Genomic DNA, 15,942 nt, shown 5'->3' on the forward strand with positions numbered 1-15,942 from the left:
ATTGTTGGAAATATTAGCGGTTCATTTGGTGATTGGGGACGACTGTTCATTATAATTATTCCTTTTATGGTTGTATCGTTTTCAATCATATTTAGAATGATAATAGTGTATTTGCCCGATCAAGTGGCGAATACAGATGGTAAGATGGTGTGAAAATGCAAGATGTAAATAAAGTTCTTCATTACGTATCTATTATGGACAGAGCTGGTGAAGAGACATTTATAATGAATGTTTTTAGAAGTATAGATAGAAATCAAGTTATGTTTGATTTTCTTGTCACCGAGAATCGTGAAGGTGATTATGACAAGGAAATAAGATCTCTTGGCGGTAATGTAAGGCATTTTTCAAAGATAATGCGTGGAGGGCCAATCAAGCGCTTCCTTAATTTTTTCAAATTAAAGCGTTATCTGTCCCCTTTGAGTAAGGAGTATACTACTTTTCATATACATACTCAGCATGCTATGGATGCTATGCTTGATGCATTATCTGCAGAATTAGCTGGTTTTAAGACAGTAGTTGTTCACTCACATTCTACTAGTACGCTATATCATTTGAGGGCTCATTTTTTGTGTCGCCCTATTTTGAATAAAATGCCGATAGTAAGGTTAGCTTGCTCAGATGCAGCAGGAAAGTGGCTATATGGTGATGATGGCAATTATGAGATAGTCAGCAACGGAATAATTACAGATAACTTTTTATATGATGATAATTCTAGAAAAACTATTAGAGAAGAAGAACATTGGAATGATAGGATTGTTATAGGACATGTCGGGAATTTTACATATCCCAAGAATCATTCTTTTATTCTTGATGTTTTCATTGTTTTTTTAAAAAAACACCCTGATGCTGTTTTGGCGCTGGCAGGCAAGGGGACTTTAATGGAAGAGGCAATTCAGAAAGCAAAAAATCTCGGAATATCTGATAATGTCCGCTTCCTTGGTAGTCGTGGAGATGCCAATAAATTATTTAGTGCGTTTGATGTACTTCTTTTTCCGTCTCACTATGAAGGGCTTCCTGTTACACTAGTTGAAGCACAGGCAGCTGACTTGCCTTGTCTAATATCAGATGCTATAACTACAGAAACTGATATTAGTCCCAAACTAAGAAGAATGAGCTTGAATAATACAGCTGAGGAATGGGCTAAAGCTTTGGATGAGATGATTGGCGATGATAATAGACGGAATGTAAAAGATTGTATAATATCATCAGGATATGATATTGGAGTTACAGTAAAAAGATTAACGGAAATTTACAGAGGAAATAGATGAATTTAGTTTTTGTTTTTGATGGTTTGCAGGTAGGCGGTATAGAGAGGGTTGGTATTGACTATATTAATCTTTTGGTAAATAGAGGACATGACGTTTCAGTAATCAATGTTACGCCTTCGCTTAAAGATATGTATCCACAGTTACCAAAAGGATGTAAAGTTTATGAGATGAATCTTCCAAGATATATGGTTCCATATCGATATGCCAGAATAGTTGAAAAAGGGATTGGTGGAGCATTATTATATGCTAATATAGCAGTTGGCTTATCCTTTCTTTATCAGTTACGAAAGTTAGTGAACGTGAGGATAAGAAATGTTGTTGCAAAAGCAGATGTAGCTATTGCTTTTTCTGGACATTTTAATGATCTGATGTTGGTGGCATCTTGTGGTGGGGCTAAGAAAAAGATAGCTTGGCTCCATGGCTCTGAATTTGAGTATAAGGTGATATCTGATGGATATTTTGCTTTATATAATAAAATCAAAAATTTAGTATGTCTTTCAGAATTATGTGACATTACCTGCAAAAAATTTAATGACTCAAACGGAATAAAAAAGGAACTTATCTATAACCCTGTTGCAATTAAGGATAAAGAGCTGGATAAAGCAAAAATACAGGATTTGAAAGATAAATACGGCAAGTTTGTATTGATGGCGGGGCGTCTTGCGCATGATAAGGATCAGAAAACTGCTATTTTAGCAGTTAAGTATCTTAATGAAAAGAGAAATGAGAATATACATCTTTTACTGGCGGGTGATGGTGTTAATAGAGAAATGCTTGAAAAATTTGTAAAAGAGCAACAGGCTGATGATTATATTCATTTCTTGGGTAATTGTTTTGATATGCAAAATTACTATTCAGCTGCGCATGTATATGTTCATTCAAGCCCTATGGAAGGACTTCCTACAGTTTTGTTAGAGGCTATGGCATATGGAGTTCCTATCGCCTCAACGGATAGTATTCCTGGAGTAAGAGAAATCCTTGGAAATAATGAATGCGGATTGATCAGTCCTATATATGATTGGAAAGAGCTAGGAGACAATGTTGGGAGATTGTATGATGATCAGAATCTGAGAAGTGAATTGCAAGAAAAAGGCAGAAAACGTATTAAAGATTTTGCGCCTGAAGTTGCAATAGACAAACTAGAAAAGTTCATCAGTGAAATTTAAAAGGGAAAAGAAATGCGATTTATTACTTGTTCAAGTTACTATGGGACTGGTTCCAGTGCTATAACTGATTTTGTATCGGAATTTGATAACGTTTTTGACTTTACAAATGAGGAATTTAGATTTATCCAGGATCCGGATGGTATATCAGATCTTGAGTTCAATTTGGTAGAGTGTTTTAATAGACACAATTCTGGACACGCTTTGAAAAGATACAAAAAGCTTGTGGATTTCTATAGTGGCAATATGTTTGGCTCTAAATATACAGGCTTTTTTGGAGATAAATGGAAAGAGGCTTCTTATGAATACATTGATGCATTGACGGATTTTTCATATGCTGGGTGGTGGATGTATGATTTATATGACCGCGGAAATTGGTTTTATTTCAAGAAGAGAATAGTAAATAAGCTGCTTCATATGACAATTTGGAAGAATAATCCAGATAGACAGCTTAATACAATGAAAAATGAGATTACGTATTGTTCTCATCCAACAGAAGAAAAATTTCTAAAAGCAACCCGTAACTATATTGATTCGTTATTTGAATCCGTGAAACCAAATGACAAAGATATTGTTATGGTTGATCAGTTACTACCACCTAATAATCTTGAAAGATACTTGCGCTATTTTAATGGCAATATACAGACTGTGGTAGTAGACCGGGATCCAAGAGACGTTTTTGTTCTTGATAAGTATGTTTGGAAATCAGGTCTTATTCCACATGAGGCTGAAGTATTTTGTGATTGGTATGAGTATACCAGAGCGCATAGAAAAACCGAGAATATGTATACCACACAAGTACATTTTGTTCAGTTTGAGGATTTGATTTATAGATATGATGAGACAACGTTTGATTTAATTAAATGGTTGGGGCTAGAGGTTAAATCACATAAAAAAAGCAAACAATTTTTTAATCCGGAAATATCTATAAAGAATACGCAAGTGTGGAGGAAATTTCCTGAGAGTAAGGGCGAAATACAAATAATTGAAAAAAAATTAAGTTCATATTTGTATAACTTTCCATCATAGAATACAGTGAACCATGTTTTGGGTAAAAAAAGGAGTATTTTTCTAATGAAAACAGTTTATACATGTTTTAGTACAGATGTGATTCATGAAGGTCATTTAAATATTATTAACGAAGCGCAAAAATATGGCAGAGTAGTAGTTGGCTGTCTTAGTGATAAAGCTTCAATTCGATACAATAGATTTCCAACAATTCCGGAGAATGAACGTATTGAACTATATAAGACTATTGAGGGAGTTGATTCAGTTATACTACAAAACGATATGTTATATGATGATGTGATTGAGTATTTGCATCCTGATTATGTGATCCATGGCGATAACTGGAAAGTTGGCGCTGAAGCAGCAATACGCTCACATGTTGAAAAACTAGTATCCATATATGGCGGAGAAATTATAGATGTACCATACACATATAATGATGATGTAAAGAAAATTGATCTTCAATTGAAAGAAAAGCTTTCTATGCCTGAGTACAGAAGAAAGAGATTGAGGCAATTGTTGCAGATGACTCCTATAGTTAAGGCAATGGAAGCTCATTCTGGACTTACAGGACTAATTGTTGAAAAGACAGTTATAGAGGGTGATAATGGTAAACTTGATCAGTTTGATGCGATGTGGGTAAGTTCTCTTTGCGATAGTACCGCAAAGGGCAAGCCTGATATAGAACTTGTAGACATGACTTCACGTTTCAGAACTATTGAGGATATTACTGAGGTTACTACTAAACCGATTATATTTGATGGAGATACAGGAGGACTTACTGAACATTTTGTATATACAGTCAGAACGCTAGAACGTCTTGGTGTATCAGCTGTGATTATTGAGGATAAGACGGGGCTTAAGAAGAACTCCTTGTTTGGCACCGAGGTAAGTCAGACACAAGATTCTATTGAGAATTTTAGTGCTAAGATTTCTGCCGGAAAGAAGGCACAGCTTACTGATGACTTCATGATAATTGCACGTATTGAGTCTCTTATTCTTGAACAGGGAATGGATGATGCATTAGAGAGAGCACATGCATTTGTAAAAGCTGGTGCAGATGGAATAATGATTCATAGCCGAAAGAGTGATCCAGCAGAAATTCTTGAATTCTGTGATAAGTTTAGAGCTGACAATAAAGAAACCCCTATTGTTGTTGTTCCAAGCTCTTTTAACACCATTACAGAAGAAGAACTTGCAGAACATGGTGTAAATATCGTTATATATGCGAACCAGCTTACTAGATCGGCATTCCCTGCTATGCAGCAGACTGCTATGGATATATTAAAATATCATAGAGCAAAAGAGGTTGATGATAGATTATTACCCATTAAGCAGATAATTACATTGATAGATGAGATTTAAATCTGATTATTCCATTTACTATTTGTGATTTGACAGTAGTTGAAAGGTAAAAGGAGATATAAAATGGAAAGCGTTAAGAGAAATATTCTTTTGAATCCGGGACCGTCAACAACAACGGATACAGTAAAATATGCACAGGTTGTTCCTGATATATGTCCACGTGAGAAAGATTTTCAGTCAATTATGGCTCCAATGAGAAGAGATTTGGTTAAGATTGTTCATGGTGGTGATGATTATACGTCTGTTCTTTTCTGCGGTTCGGGTACTATCTGTATAGACATAACATTGAATTCATTGTTGGATGCAGGTAAGAAAGCTCTAGTAATTAACAATGGATCATATAGTCAGAGAGCTGTAGATGTGCTTAATTATTATGGCCTTCCTGTTATTGATCTTCAGCAACCAATAAATACAACACCTGATTTAAATGTGGTTGAAGAAACTTTGAAAGCTAATAATGATATTGGCTATGTATATATGACACATCATGAGACTGGAAGTGGACTTCTAAATCCTATAAGAGAAGTAGGAGCACTGGCTCATAAATATAATGTATTCTTTATAACAGATACAACATCATCTTATGCAATGATTCCTATCAACGTATATGAAGACAATGTGGATTTTTGCATGGCTTCTGCCCAAAAGGGAATCATGGGAATGACAGGCCTTTCATATGTAATAGGTCGTAAAGACATCATAGAAGAAAGTAAGAATTATCCAAAGCGTTCATATTATTGCAACCTGTATATGCAATATGAATATTTTGAAAAAACTGGGGAGATGCATTTTACACCACCGGTTCAGACAATTTATGCTGCAAAACAGGCGCTGGTTGAGTATTGGAATGAAGGCGAAAAAGCAAAGTGGACTAGGCATCAGCGCGTGATGGATGCGATTCATGCTGGAGAAGAAAGGTTGGGATTGAAAGAGATTCTTGATCGCTCCGTTCAGTCTGGTCTTGTTTCTGCTGTAAAGTATCCTAATGATGAGAATTGGAATTTCGAGGAAATTCACGATTACTGTTATGAACGTGGATTTACAATTTACCCTGGAAAGATAGAAAAGCAAGGGACATTTAGATTATGCGCTTTAGGAGCTATTGATGAAGCGGATATAGTAGAATTTTGGAACGTATTTGAAGAAGCACTTCGGATTCATAATGTTCAAATACCAATTAGATACAATGACTAAAAAAGAATAGAGTGTAATTATGAGTAATAATTCAGAGATGGCGATACTGATGGCTGCTGGGATGGGAACACGTATGAGACCACTTACTGAAACGAAGCCAAAGCCGTTAATTACAGTTAATAGTAAACCCATGATTGAAACGGTGATTGATGGACTTGAAGAGCGTGGCGTTAGTAAGTTTCTTGTTGTGGTTGGATATCTTGGAGAGCAGTTTAAGTATCTTGAAGAGAAGTATGAAAATCTGAAAATTGTGGAGAATAAGGATTATCAGACTATCAATAATATATCATCAATCAGAACAGTAGCTGAAGAGTTGATAACTACAGAGAATGATTGTTTCATTTGTGAAGCTGACCTGTATGTGAGTGATAAGAAACTGTTTGCAGAAGAACTTAATCATTCCTGTTATTTTGGAAAATTGGTACAGGGACATTCTGAGGATTGGGTATTCGATGTGAATGAATATGGTCGAATTACCAGAGTTGGAAAAGTCGGCGATGATCAATTTAATATGGTTGGTGTGGCTTGGTTTAAGAAAGAGGATGCGAAGTTACTTGGACAGTTGATCAAAGATGCCTATGGTAAAGCTGGCTATGAGGATTTGTTTTGGGATGACGTTGTGAATCATAATCTTGATAAGCTCGATTTGGCTGTTCATGAGATTCAATCAACTCAGATTACCGAAATTGATACGATTAACGAATTAGCTGAGGTTGATAGGTCATACAGTGCATTCTGATTTATTTGTATTTAAGAAAGTGATGAATTATTTAGATGAAAGTAGAAAAGTTAGTTGAAATTATAGGCTCAGATTTTTATACAGGGGTTCCAGACAGTCAATTAAAGGCGCTTTGTAATTTTTTGATGGATAAATATGGTATTGAACCAAAGCATCATATTATTGCAGCTAATGAAGGTAACTGCACTGCTCTTGCTGCAGGTTATTATCTTGCAACTGGAAAAGTACCTGTAGTTTATATGCAGAATTCAGGGGAAGGCAATATTATTAATCCAGTGGCATCTCTTTTGAACGATAAGGTATATGCTATTCCGGTAATATTCATCATCGGATGGAGAGGTGAACCCGGAATTCATGACGAGCCTCAGCATATCTATCAGGGTGAAGTAACAGTTAAGCTCCTTGATGATATGGGAATTGAGTCTTTTATTATTGGATCCGAAACAACTGATGAAGAAGTTGATGCTAAGATGGAGGAGTTCAGAAAAATCTTGGCTACCGGTAAGGATGTGGCTTTTGTAATCAGGAAAGGGGCACTTACCAATGAACCAACGGTTGAATACAAGAATGATAATAAGATGATTCGCGAAGAAATTATACAACATATTGTAGCTGCTTCTGGAGAGAACCCAATTGTTTCGACTACAGGTAAGGCAAGTAGAGAATTGTTCGAGACTAGAGAAGCTAATAATCAGAGCCATAAATATGATTTCCTAACTGTTGGTTCTATGGGGCATAGTTCTTCTATAGCTCTAGGCGTTGCTTTAAACAAACCTGAAACACGCGTGTGGTGTATAGATGGTGATGGTGCTGTTCTCATGCATATGGGATCTATGGCTGTTTTAGGGAGCAACAAGCCTAAGAATTTGATTCATGTAGTAATCAATAATGGAGCGCATGAGACTGTTGGAGGAATGCCTACAGTAGCATCAGATATTGATATTGTAGCTATTGCTAAGGCGTGTGGATATCCTTATGCGGTTTCTGTTGATAGCTTTGAAGCGTTGGATGCTGAGCTTGAAAGTGCAAAGCATAGAAATGCGCTAAGCCTTATTGAAGTAAAGTGTTCTATAGGGGCTAGAGAGAATTTAGGAAGACCAACTACAACTGCACTTGAGAATAAGCAGAATTTTATGGATTATTTGCGTACATTATGAAGAAAAAGATAATTTCTTAATCAAAATTGGCAATACCATTTAGCTAATTATTCGCCAATATGAATAGTATCTTTGCATTCCCTATCGGGCAACTTGTAAGAGCGGATTACTGTCCTCGTGAAGAGATATGCTATAGGAGTTGTTTGAAAATATCGAGTTCACGGGCTAATAAACGGTGTTCAAAACGAGGAACATGATTGCGGACTTCTTTAATTTTCTGCTTAAGTGAGAATCCAAATTAAAAAGACAACTTAATCCACACGGCATGCTTAGAGTTTTTTGTCACCTTCCATATCTTCTGTTGCAATATGACTACTAATATATAAGATAAGCCATAATTTGCTAGATAATAACCCATTTGCTTCTGCGCCTGGCGCTGCATCTTCCACCGAAATTAGCATGTCACATGTGAGTTATATCGCAAATAATACAGTTAAGTTTTTAGTTATGTACTGTTCTGAATGTATTATTGCATTACCTAATTATATTTCGCAATCGATTACTTTCCCAACATTTGAATACATTACAATTCCGTTTATTGTATATGTAATGCTTTTAGCAAGAGAAGCAGAAGATTGTGAGGAAAAGCCATTGACCAAAAATGTATTGATAGGAACAGCAGTTATTATGTGGATGGCTATTGTTGGCGCTTTCTATTTTGTTGGGACACCTCAATTGGGATGCATTTGGGGAATACAAGGAAGATATTTGCACCCGATAGAATTCTTGACGATTATTGCTATGGCTAAGAAAACGCAAAATACAATTGAATTACGTGATGTAGAGATGTTAAGTTTGATTTTTATAGGGGTGTATTACTTTGAAATAATAAAATACTATTGGATTTAAAGGTTTAAGGGCAAGCGCAAAATGATTGTAAATGCCGCTACAGGATTTTGTGATGATTTCGTTGCCCATTTTAACAATAATTTTGAGATAAAAATTTATGTTATGTCATTTATAAGAAATAAAACCAAATCAGATAGATTCCTAACTTCCAGTAAGTTTTGAAACTCAATCAAATAAAAACAGGTACTTGTGGTTGAGGGCTTACGTACAAACAAATAATCCATAGGATATCATTACAAATATTTTACTTGTTAATATAATATTTTTATGATATAAGTAAATTAGACAGAGACATGTGGCATAAGGTAGCCACTTTTTTTGTCGATATATATACAAAGGGAAAATGAAGGGAGGGATTTATATGGTAGCAAAACCTAGACCAATGATTGTCCTTGGATCAGACAATAAGGAATCCTTCGTGCAAAAGTTTAATTCTAATTTACCTAGCAAAGAATTCAGGGAATCATGCAAGAAAGCAGGTGAGCTATTCAATGTCAGAAAAAAGACAAATAGATAGTTTCACGCCTGAAATAGTTAAAATAACAGATAAATGTAATCTTCCATTCAATGCAGGACAAGAATTTAGTAATTTTAATTCTTTTCTAGCGTATGACGTGGAAGATTATTTTTTGAATGGTGATGGAGTAACATATTTAATTAAAAATGGTGATGATGTTGTAGCATTCTATTGCATTAGCGCTGGAGCAATTCCATACAATTACATCTGTGAGAATGAGTCACAAATGTGGGGGATATCAATAGTAGAAATTAGGATGTTTGCAGTTGATGAGCACTATCAAGATGTGTTTTTTGAATATTGAATATTCTTGTGCGGCGGAGCCGCCTATCCGGTGTGGCGTGAGCCACGTGTCCGGACAAGCGTGAGCCACCTTTATTTGTACCTTTACAATTACATACGGTCAGTTTCTGATAAACCATAAACCTCTCGCATGGAAAGATCCTTGGATGGATCTATTGGAACGATGTTGATGACGTATCCGTCATGTACGATACGATCTAGTATAGCATCTGCCAGAGGGGAATCATCTCCTCCGAGCTGTTCATACCAACCCTCTTTTGTATATTGAGAGCAGAAGATGGTGGAGGATCTCTTTCTCCTTCTGTGGAGCAGCTCAAAGATGTCTGTCTGCTCTTCTGGTGTAGGTTTCATTAATAGCCACTCATCCAGGATAAGGAGCGTAGGATTGGAATACTTGGATAACACCTTTTTGTATGTGCCATTTTCTCTGGCTGTTCTTAAGTCTATAAGAAGATCTGGAAGTCTTACATACTTGGTGTTGTAGTAATGCTTACATGCCTCCATTCCAAAGGCACATGCCATATAGCTTTTTCCACTGCCTGTGGCTCCGGTGATAAAGATGTTGCGGTAATCTGCGATATATTCACAGCTGGCAAGTCTCTTTATCAGTTCCTTATTGAGCTTTCTTCCCGAAGTGTAGTCTATATCCACTACACTCGCGGACGGTTGGTCAAATTCAGCGTTCTTGATGAGTCTTTTGAGCCTGTTGCTCTTACGGTTGGTATATTCTGTATCAACAAGAAGCCCAAATCGGTCTTCAAAGGACATTTCCTTCATGGAAGGATCCTTTTCCTGAACGCGGAATGCATCCGCCATTGATGTAAGTCTCATTTCGATTAACTTGTCTATTGTTGATTGGTTTGTCATGAGCGTTTCCTCCTGTAGTAATCAGCGCCTCTGGTGATGCCATTTGCGCTTGATTTATGGGTATCAGAATTTTTGCCTTCGCTTTCTGAAGCGTTTTTCTTTGATGCTGCAAGGATGTTGCTTACGCTCTTATAGCTTGGGCTCTGTGTGTATGAAAGAGCTGTTTTACAGGCTTCTTCTAGACGTGTTGGCGAATATCTATCTGCCATTTTTAACAGTCCCATACAGGCTCTGTACGATTGTTGTTCTACCCGTTTTGAACGGAGGATTGCATCTATGACTTTTGCTGTGTTATCACCGATCCCTTCTGCCCATTTACGGAAACGATCACCATTCCACTCAAGGTAGTGCTGATGTTCTTCAGGCATGTGCTCTGTAACAGTGCTATATTGACCTTGTCGGCCGTATAAACGCCTGTGAGAGGCAATACGGTTCTGGTTATAGAAAACTTCGATTATGGTTCCTGTAATCCTTACGTCGACTTTCTTGCCGATGTATTCGTAAGGAATTGAGTATAGCATTCCATCAACTGCTATGTGATAATTGAACTGAACGGTGGCTTGTTTCCATTCCGCCAGTTCATAGCGGGTAGCAGGTAATGGGACCAGCAATGGTAATTCTTCGTCGTGGAAGAGCTCATATCGGCTGCCCTCTTTCTTTTGGAAGGGGCGGTGATTAAATTCTTCCAGCTTTTTCATTATTGCGGCGTTGAGTTCTGCCAGAGTAAAAAACTGTTCATTGCGTAGAGCAGCTACGATCCATGTGGATATATTGCCTACGCTTCCTTCAGCATTAGGTTTATCCTTTGGTTTTCTTACTCTTGCAGGTATAATGGCAGTTCCGTAATGTTCGGCAAGTTCGTGATATATCGCATTAATCCTCGGATCCTTCCAACTGTTGTTGTGAATCACTGCAGTTTTACAATTGTCCGGAACAAGGATCTTGGCTACACCGCCAAAGTAATCATACATGTGGATATGAGCGGTTATCCATGACTGCTGCTTTTCATCAGGAAAAGCCTCAACAAAAGCATACTGACTGTATGTCATTACACCAACGAAGATATATACTTCGGTTATTTCGCCAGTATACGGGTCAACAAGCTTGGCTGTATCGCCAGCCCAGTCAACCTCAACCTGTTCACCGGGCTTTCGGTTGATATGCATGGTAGCACGACGCTTGTTTTCGTCCTGTTGGATATAATAACAGAACTGGGAATACATAAGAGGTTCTTCGCCAGCCTGGCGACAATCTTCCATGTATTCAGTCCACAGGAGCTTCTTGGAAACGCCGTTCTTCAGAAGTTCTTTGCGAATGTAGTTAAAATCAGGCATTCGCTTAGTGGTTATTGATGCCGGTGATGAGGAAAGCTGCTTCTCCAGATCCGCATCAGTTGTGCCTTCAGGTAGCGGCCAGGAGATTCCTTTTTCTTCTGCGCTTTTTACAACCTTGGACACAGTGTTTCGCGAACATGGAACCGATAGAGCAATGTTCCGTTCGCTGAATCCCAGACTTTTAAGTCTTAGGATTTCTCGATATTTGGTCATAAACTTGACCCTCCTTAAAATGAATTTACGCAATAACGCGCATATATTCATTTTAGTTAGATCAAGATAGTGGCTCAATGACACCGGTAGAGTGGCTCATCCCAAAACGGAATGATGGCTCATTTTCACCGGACAGGCGGCTCAAATAGCCCCAGATTATTCAAATATGGTGGAATTAATATTCCCATTGCAGCTTGGTGTTTGAAGTATATCATAAATAGTATCCAGTCATTTATAGGAGTGAAAGCGATTTTTTTGCATTCAGTCCCTACAGCAGAGAAGTTTTATAAGACTAATGGCTTTCAAGAAATGAATTGTGTTATGAATCCATTCCATTGTATTGATGAAGAGTTTAAGCCATTATGGTTACCATTACAGAGTATTTCATTTGGTGACGGATTAGAAAATAATTAGTGTTAATAATACAGTTGGCTTGATAGTAGTCCACATAGGTACCCGTTCCCAATGTAGTACATTTTACGTCAAGTTACCAAGTGGCGTTTACCACCAATAATAGGTAGTTTCTATTAAGTAAGGAACTACCTATTATTATAGAGAATTGGTAAGCCTTCATTTATGAGTACAATTGAATGCAAAGCTATATAAGTCGAAGTAAATGTGAAGGAAATAATTAATAGGATGCGTAAGCAAGGTGTTTATAAAGAAAGATGTATGCCAACGAGAAATATCAGGGGATTGATTTTTTCTTTAGTATATGTCATGTTAGGACTACTTATATTTGCAAATTGCTACAATGGATGGACAGAAAAACAAAGTTATACATATCATGTAGAAGCGGTCAATTATGAGTATGAAAAAATAAGTTGTTCGGAAGAAAAAAGCTTTTATATAAATGTTGTGTCAACAAACACAAAAATGATTTCTTTGAACGGTTGTGATTTTGGCGATTTAGGTAAGATTAAATTATTCCTGAAGAAAGAGGATAGTGGCAGTATTTTTTCTTTGGATAATGTATGTTCTGAAGGAGAAATAGTGAATATCTCGGTAGAGGATTATAGACTTTCTAAAGGAAGATATTTACTTACTATTATAAATGATTCAGAGTCGGATGTTTTAGTATCAATAGATGAAGATAATACCCTTAATAATTCTCAAATAATTGAGTTTGGATATAAAGATGAGGCAGTTTTATTTACTTTAATGGGCTGGTGTATTATCGCGCTTGTAGGAGGACTATGCTATTTTTTGTTGAAAAAGCGTGAAGAATCATTCTTGATCCTTTCGATAATTGTTGGATTAGTGTTTATAATAATAATTCCGCCGTATACTGCCCCTGATGAGTTAAGACATTTTGCAAGAGCATATGATATATCTGAGGGTAATATCGTTTGCACAAATTATTATTCTAGTGATGAGTATGATGGTCAATTGTTTCCGGTTTGTGATTTGCCGGACGAGTTATTTAGATTAAAGCTTTTAAGTGAACAAAATGCAATTTATTATGCAAATGAGACCAACAGTAAAATTGCAATAGATGCATATTTAAATGAATTTACAAATTTCTTCAGCGGCAAGCAAAATAAAACTCCTATATTTGGAGATTATACGACTAGTGCAATAGCCTTCCTCCCTCAGGCGATGGGTATAATATGTGGGGAAGTATTGAGATGTAACCCTATTATTGTGTTTTATATGTCTCGAGTTTTTAACATGGTAATAGCATCTATTTTGGCTTACTTGGGATTTAAAATTATACCAAAATACAAAAAAATATATATGGCAGTTTATTTTTGCCCATCAATAGTATTTTTAAGAAGTACTGATTCAACTGATGGGTTTTTCTTGAGTATTATTATGCTATTCGTTGCATACGCTTTGGCGATAAGTGTTAATCAGGTCGAATTACGTAAGAGGGATTATTTTTGTCTTTCTATACTGGCGGCAATAATAGGTCTTATAAAATTGCCCTATTTGCTTATTCTTTTAATAATATTTTTTATTCCAAAAGATTACTTTTGTTTTGGTAGACGTGGAAATGCTCACGGACATGGGAGAATTATATATTTTATAGTAAGTTTTACTGTAGCGCTACTAATATATAAGATAAGCCATAATTTGCTAGATAATAACCCATTTGCTTCTGCGCCTGGCGCTGCATCTTCCACCGAAATTAGCATGTCACATGTGAGTTATATCGCAAATAATACAGTTAAGTTTTTAGTTATGTACTGTTCTGAATGTATTATTGCATTACCTAATTATATTTCGCAATCGATTACTTTCCCAACATTTGAATACATTACAATTCCGTTTATTGTATATGTAATGCTTTTAGCAAGAGAAGCAGAAGATTGTGAGGAAAAGCCATTGACCAAAAATGTATTGATAGGAACAGCAGTTTTTATGTGGATGGCTATTGTTGGCGCTTTCTATTTTGTTGGGACACCTCAATTGGGATACATTTGGGGAATACAAGGAAGATATTTGCACCCGATAGAATTCTTGACGATTATTGCTTTGGCTAAGAAAACGCAAAATACAATTGAATTACGTGATGTAGAGATGTTAAGTTTGATTTTTATAGGGGTGTATTACTTTGAAATAATAAAATACTATTGGATTTAAAGGTTTAAGGGCAAGCGCAAAATGATTGTAAATGCCGCTACAGGATTTTTGTGATGATTTCGTTGCCCATTTTAACAATAATTTTGAGATAAAAATCTATGTTATGTCATTTATAAGAAATAAAACCAAATCAGATAGATGGCCTAATAGAGTTTTGACAAATAAGTATATTTTGGAGAGTGCAAAAATGGATAAAATAGCAGTACTTATACCTTGCTATAACGAGAGCAAGACAATTGAGAAAGTAGTTACGGATTTTAAGAGAGTTTTACCTGAAGCTACAATTTATGTATACGATAACAATTCGGCTGATGGAACAGATGAAATAGCAAAGAAAGCTGGAGCTGTTGTACGTTATGAGCATCAGCAGGGTAAGGGGAACGTCATTAGACGTATGTTTTCAGAAATTGATGCCGAGTGTTATCTAATGGTTGATGGAGATGATACATATCCAGCGGAAGCAGCTCCGGAAATGGTTAATAAGATTCTCGGCGACAGGGCTGATATGATAGTCGGAGACAGATTGTCATCTACATACTTTGAAGAGAACAAGAGACCTTTCCACAATTTTGGAAATTCAATAGTTAGATGGAGTATCAATACTCTTTTCAAGAATGATATCAAGGACATAATGACAGGATATAGGGCATTTAGCTATAGGTTTGTTAAGACTTTCCCGGTTCTATCCAAGGGCTTTGAGATTGAGACTGAGATGAGTATACACGCTATAGATAAGAATATGTTTGTTGAGAATGTCATTATAGATTATAGAGACAGACCGGCAGGAAGTGAATCTAAACTGAATACATACTCTGATGGTTTCAAAGTTTTGAAAACTATTATGCGTTTGTTTAGAACATATAGACCGGGAGTGTTCTTTGGAGTTATTGCAGCGGTTCTTGCAATCATATCTGCTGCTTTCTTTATCCCTGTGTTTACAGCATTTAAGCGAACAGGCGAGGTAGCACAGTTCCCAACATTGATAGTATGTGGTTTTGTTATGATAGCTGCTATTATATCTTATTTTGCAGGTGTGGTTCTCAAGACTATATATCAGAAGAATAGACAGGATTTTGAGATGGATCTGTATAGGGTAACTTCTGAGATGAAGATGAAAATTGGAGAATAATACAGAGTGTTTATATGGCGGATTAAGAAGTTGATGTAAGTAAGCAGTTTCTAATCTGCCATTTAGTTTATTGTTGTTGATCAATTTTAAGTAAAAACCAATAGTTGAATATGAATCTTAATTAGTGCGTGCTCAACAATTAATAACCACTGATATTTACTGACTTTGCGGGCAATCCGTGAGATAATAGTTGCAAGGAAATCATTACTATTGTCCCATCATTGACAGTTTAAATGCGAGGAACCGCAGT

14 protein-coding genes are annotated in these 15,942 nt (G+C 36.4%); 12 read left to right on the forward strand and 2 right to left on the reverse strand.

The annotated features are described in order from the left end of the window. The first annotated feature begins 155 nt into the window (after positions 1-155). The 10 genes from BM146_RS00925 (at position 156) to BM146_RS00965 (ending at position 9,564) form a co-directional block, all read left to right on the forward strand. Complete coding sequence (locus BM146_RS00925) at positions 156-1,268, forward strand: glycosyltransferase family 1 protein (protein ID WP_074882978.1); 1,113 nt, start codon at positions 156-158, stop codon at positions 1,266-1,268. Beyond that, positions 1,265-2,434 carry a glycosyltransferase gene (locus tag BM146_RS00930; protein ID WP_074882980.1) on the forward strand — a complete coding sequence of 390 codons (1,170 nt, stop codon included), beginning with the start codon at positions 1,265-1,267 and terminating at the stop codon, positions 2,432-2,434. The genes BM146_RS00925 and BM146_RS00930 overlap by 4 nt, the downstream gene beginning before the upstream one ends. A 201-nt stretch (positions 2,435-2,635) precedes the next feature. Beyond that, positions 2,636-3,460: a hypothetical protein gene (locus BM146_RS00935; RefSeq protein WP_207649883.1), complete on the forward strand. Its 825-nt coding sequence runs from the start codon at positions 2,636-2,638 to the stop codon at positions 3,458-3,460. A gap of 45 nt (positions 3,461-3,505) precedes the next feature. Beyond that, positions 3,506-4,804: a phosphoenolpyruvate mutase gene (gene aepX / locus BM146_RS00940; RefSeq protein ID WP_074882983.1), complete on the forward strand. Its 1,299-nt coding sequence runs from the start codon at positions 3,506-3,508 to the stop codon at positions 4,802-4,804. A gap of 63 nt (positions 4,805-4,867) precedes the next feature. Continuing rightward, positions 4,868-5,998, forward strand: a complete 1,131-nt coding sequence (locus tag BM146_RS00945) for a 2-aminoethylphosphonate aminotransferase (RefSeq protein WP_074882986.1) — start codon at positions 4,868-4,870, stop codon at positions 5,996-5,998. Between the two features lie 19 nt (positions 5,999-6,017). Further along, the gene (locus tag BM146_RS00950) at positions 6,018-6,737 is read left to right on the forward strand and encodes an NTP transferase domain-containing protein (RefSeq protein ID WP_177201551.1); all 720 of its coding nucleotides are present in this window, start codon (positions 6,018-6,020) and stop codon (positions 6,735-6,737) included. Between the two features lie 35 nt (positions 6,738-6,772). Continuing rightward, positions 6,773-7,894, forward strand: a complete 1,122-nt coding sequence (gene aepY, locus BM146_RS00955) for a phosphonopyruvate decarboxylase (protein ID WP_074882987.1) — start codon at positions 6,773-6,775, stop codon at positions 7,892-7,894. 339 nt (positions 7,895-8,233) lie between these two features. Beyond that, a complete protein-coding gene (locus BM146_RS00960) occupies positions 8,234-8,743 on the forward strand; it encodes a hypothetical protein (RefSeq protein ID WP_074882989.1) in 510 nt (169 codons plus the stop codon). A gap of 361 nt (positions 8,744-9,104) precedes the next feature. Beyond that, positions 9,105-9,260 carry a hypothetical protein gene (locus tag BM146_RS19300; protein WP_177201552.1) on the forward strand — a complete coding sequence of 52 codons (156 nt, stop codon included), beginning with the start codon at positions 9,105-9,107 and terminating at the stop codon, positions 9,258-9,260. Then, positions 9,235-9,564, forward strand: coding sequence for a hypothetical protein (locus tag BM146_RS00965; protein WP_074882992.1), 330 nt, complete (start codon positions 9,235-9,237; stop codon positions 9,562-9,564). Before BM146_RS19300 ends, BM146_RS00965 begins: the two co-directional genes overlap by 26 nt. Before the next feature lie 89 nt (positions 9,565-9,653). Here BM146_RS00965 and istB read toward each other — a convergent pair whose 3' ends face one another. Both istB and istA read right to left on the reverse strand, forming a co-directional pair. Beyond that, on the reverse strand, positions 9,654-10,430 hold the full coding sequence (gene istB, locus BM146_RS00970; protein WP_074882995.1) for an IS21-like element helper ATPase IstB: 777 nt from the start codon (positions 10,428-10,430) through the stop codon (positions 9,654-9,656). Then, positions 10,427-11,977 carry an IS21 family transposase gene (gene istA / locus BM146_RS00975; RefSeq protein ID WP_074883001.1) on the reverse strand — a complete coding sequence of 517 codons (1,551 nt, stop codon included), beginning with the start codon at positions 11,975-11,977 and terminating at the stop codon, positions 10,427-10,429. The genes istB and istA overlap by 4 nt, the downstream gene beginning before the upstream one ends. A gap of 639 nt (positions 11,978-12,616) precedes the next feature. Here istA and BM146_RS00985 point away from each other — a divergent pair. Then, positions 12,617-14,563 carry a DUF2142 domain-containing protein gene (locus BM146_RS00985; protein ID WP_074883007.1) on the forward strand — a complete coding sequence of 649 codons (1,947 nt, stop codon included), beginning with the start codon at positions 12,617-12,619 and terminating at the stop codon, positions 14,561-14,563. 187 nt (positions 14,564-14,750) lie between these two features. After that, a complete protein-coding gene (locus tag BM146_RS00990; RefSeq protein WP_074883182.1) occupies positions 14,751-15,692 on the forward strand; it encodes a glycosyltransferase family 2 protein in 942 nt (313 codons plus the stop codon). Positions 15,693-15,942 lie beyond the last annotated feature (250 nt).

The organism is Butyrivibrio proteoclasticus (assembly GCF_900115735.1).
Lineage (GTDB): Bacteria > Bacillota > Clostridia > Lachnospirales > Lachnospiraceae > Butyrivibrio > Butyrivibrio proteoclasticus_B.

What these genes read in the sequence shown, in the direction of transcription:
- BM146_RS00925 (WP_074882978.1), top strand. Translation starts at nt 156, where the DNA reads ATGCAAGATGTAAATAAAGTTCTTCATTACGTATCTATTATGGACAGA.
- BM146_RS00930 (WP_074882980.1), top strand. Translation starts at nt 1,265, where the DNA reads ATGAATTTAGTTTTTGTTTTTGATGGTTTGCAGGTAGGCGGTATAGAG.
- aepX (WP_074882983.1), top strand. Translation starts at nt 3,506, where the DNA reads ATGAAAACAGTTTATACATGTTTTAGTACAGATGTGATTCATGAAGGT.
- BM146_RS00945 (WP_074882986.1), top strand. Translation starts at nt 4,868, where the DNA reads ATGGAAAGCGTTAAGAGAAATATTCTTTTGAATCCGGGACCGTCAACA.
- BM146_RS00950 (WP_177201551.1), top strand. Translation starts at nt 6,018, where the DNA reads ATGAGTAATAATTCAGAGATGGCGATACTGATGGCTGCTGGGATGGGA.
- aepY (WP_074882987.1), top strand. Translation starts at nt 6,773, where the DNA reads ATGAAAGTAGAAAAGTTAGTTGAAATTATAGGCTCAGATTTTTATACA.
- BM146_RS19300 (WP_177201552.1), top strand. Translation starts at nt 9,105, where the DNA reads ATGGTAGCAAAACCTAGACCAATGATTGTCCTTGGATCAGACAATAAG.
- BM146_RS00965 (WP_074882992.1), top strand. Translation starts at nt 9,235, where the DNA reads ATGTCAGAAAAAAGACAAATAGATAGTTTCACGCCTGAAATAGTTAAA.
- istB (WP_074882995.1), bottom strand. Translation starts at nt 10,430, where the DNA reads ATGACAAACCAATCAACAATAGACAAGTTAATCGAAATGAGACTTACA.
- istA (WP_074883001.1), bottom strand. Translation starts at nt 11,977, where the DNA reads ATGACCAAATATCGAGAAATCCTAAGACTTAAAAGTCTGGGATTCAGC.
- BM146_RS00985 (WP_074883007.1), top strand. Translation starts at nt 12,617, where the DNA reads ATGCGTAAGCAAGGTGTTTATAAAGAAAGATGTATGCCAACGAGAAAT.
- BM146_RS00990 (WP_074883182.1), top strand. Translation starts at nt 14,751, where the DNA reads ATGGATAAAATAGCAGTACTTATACCTTGCTATAACGAGAGCAAGACA.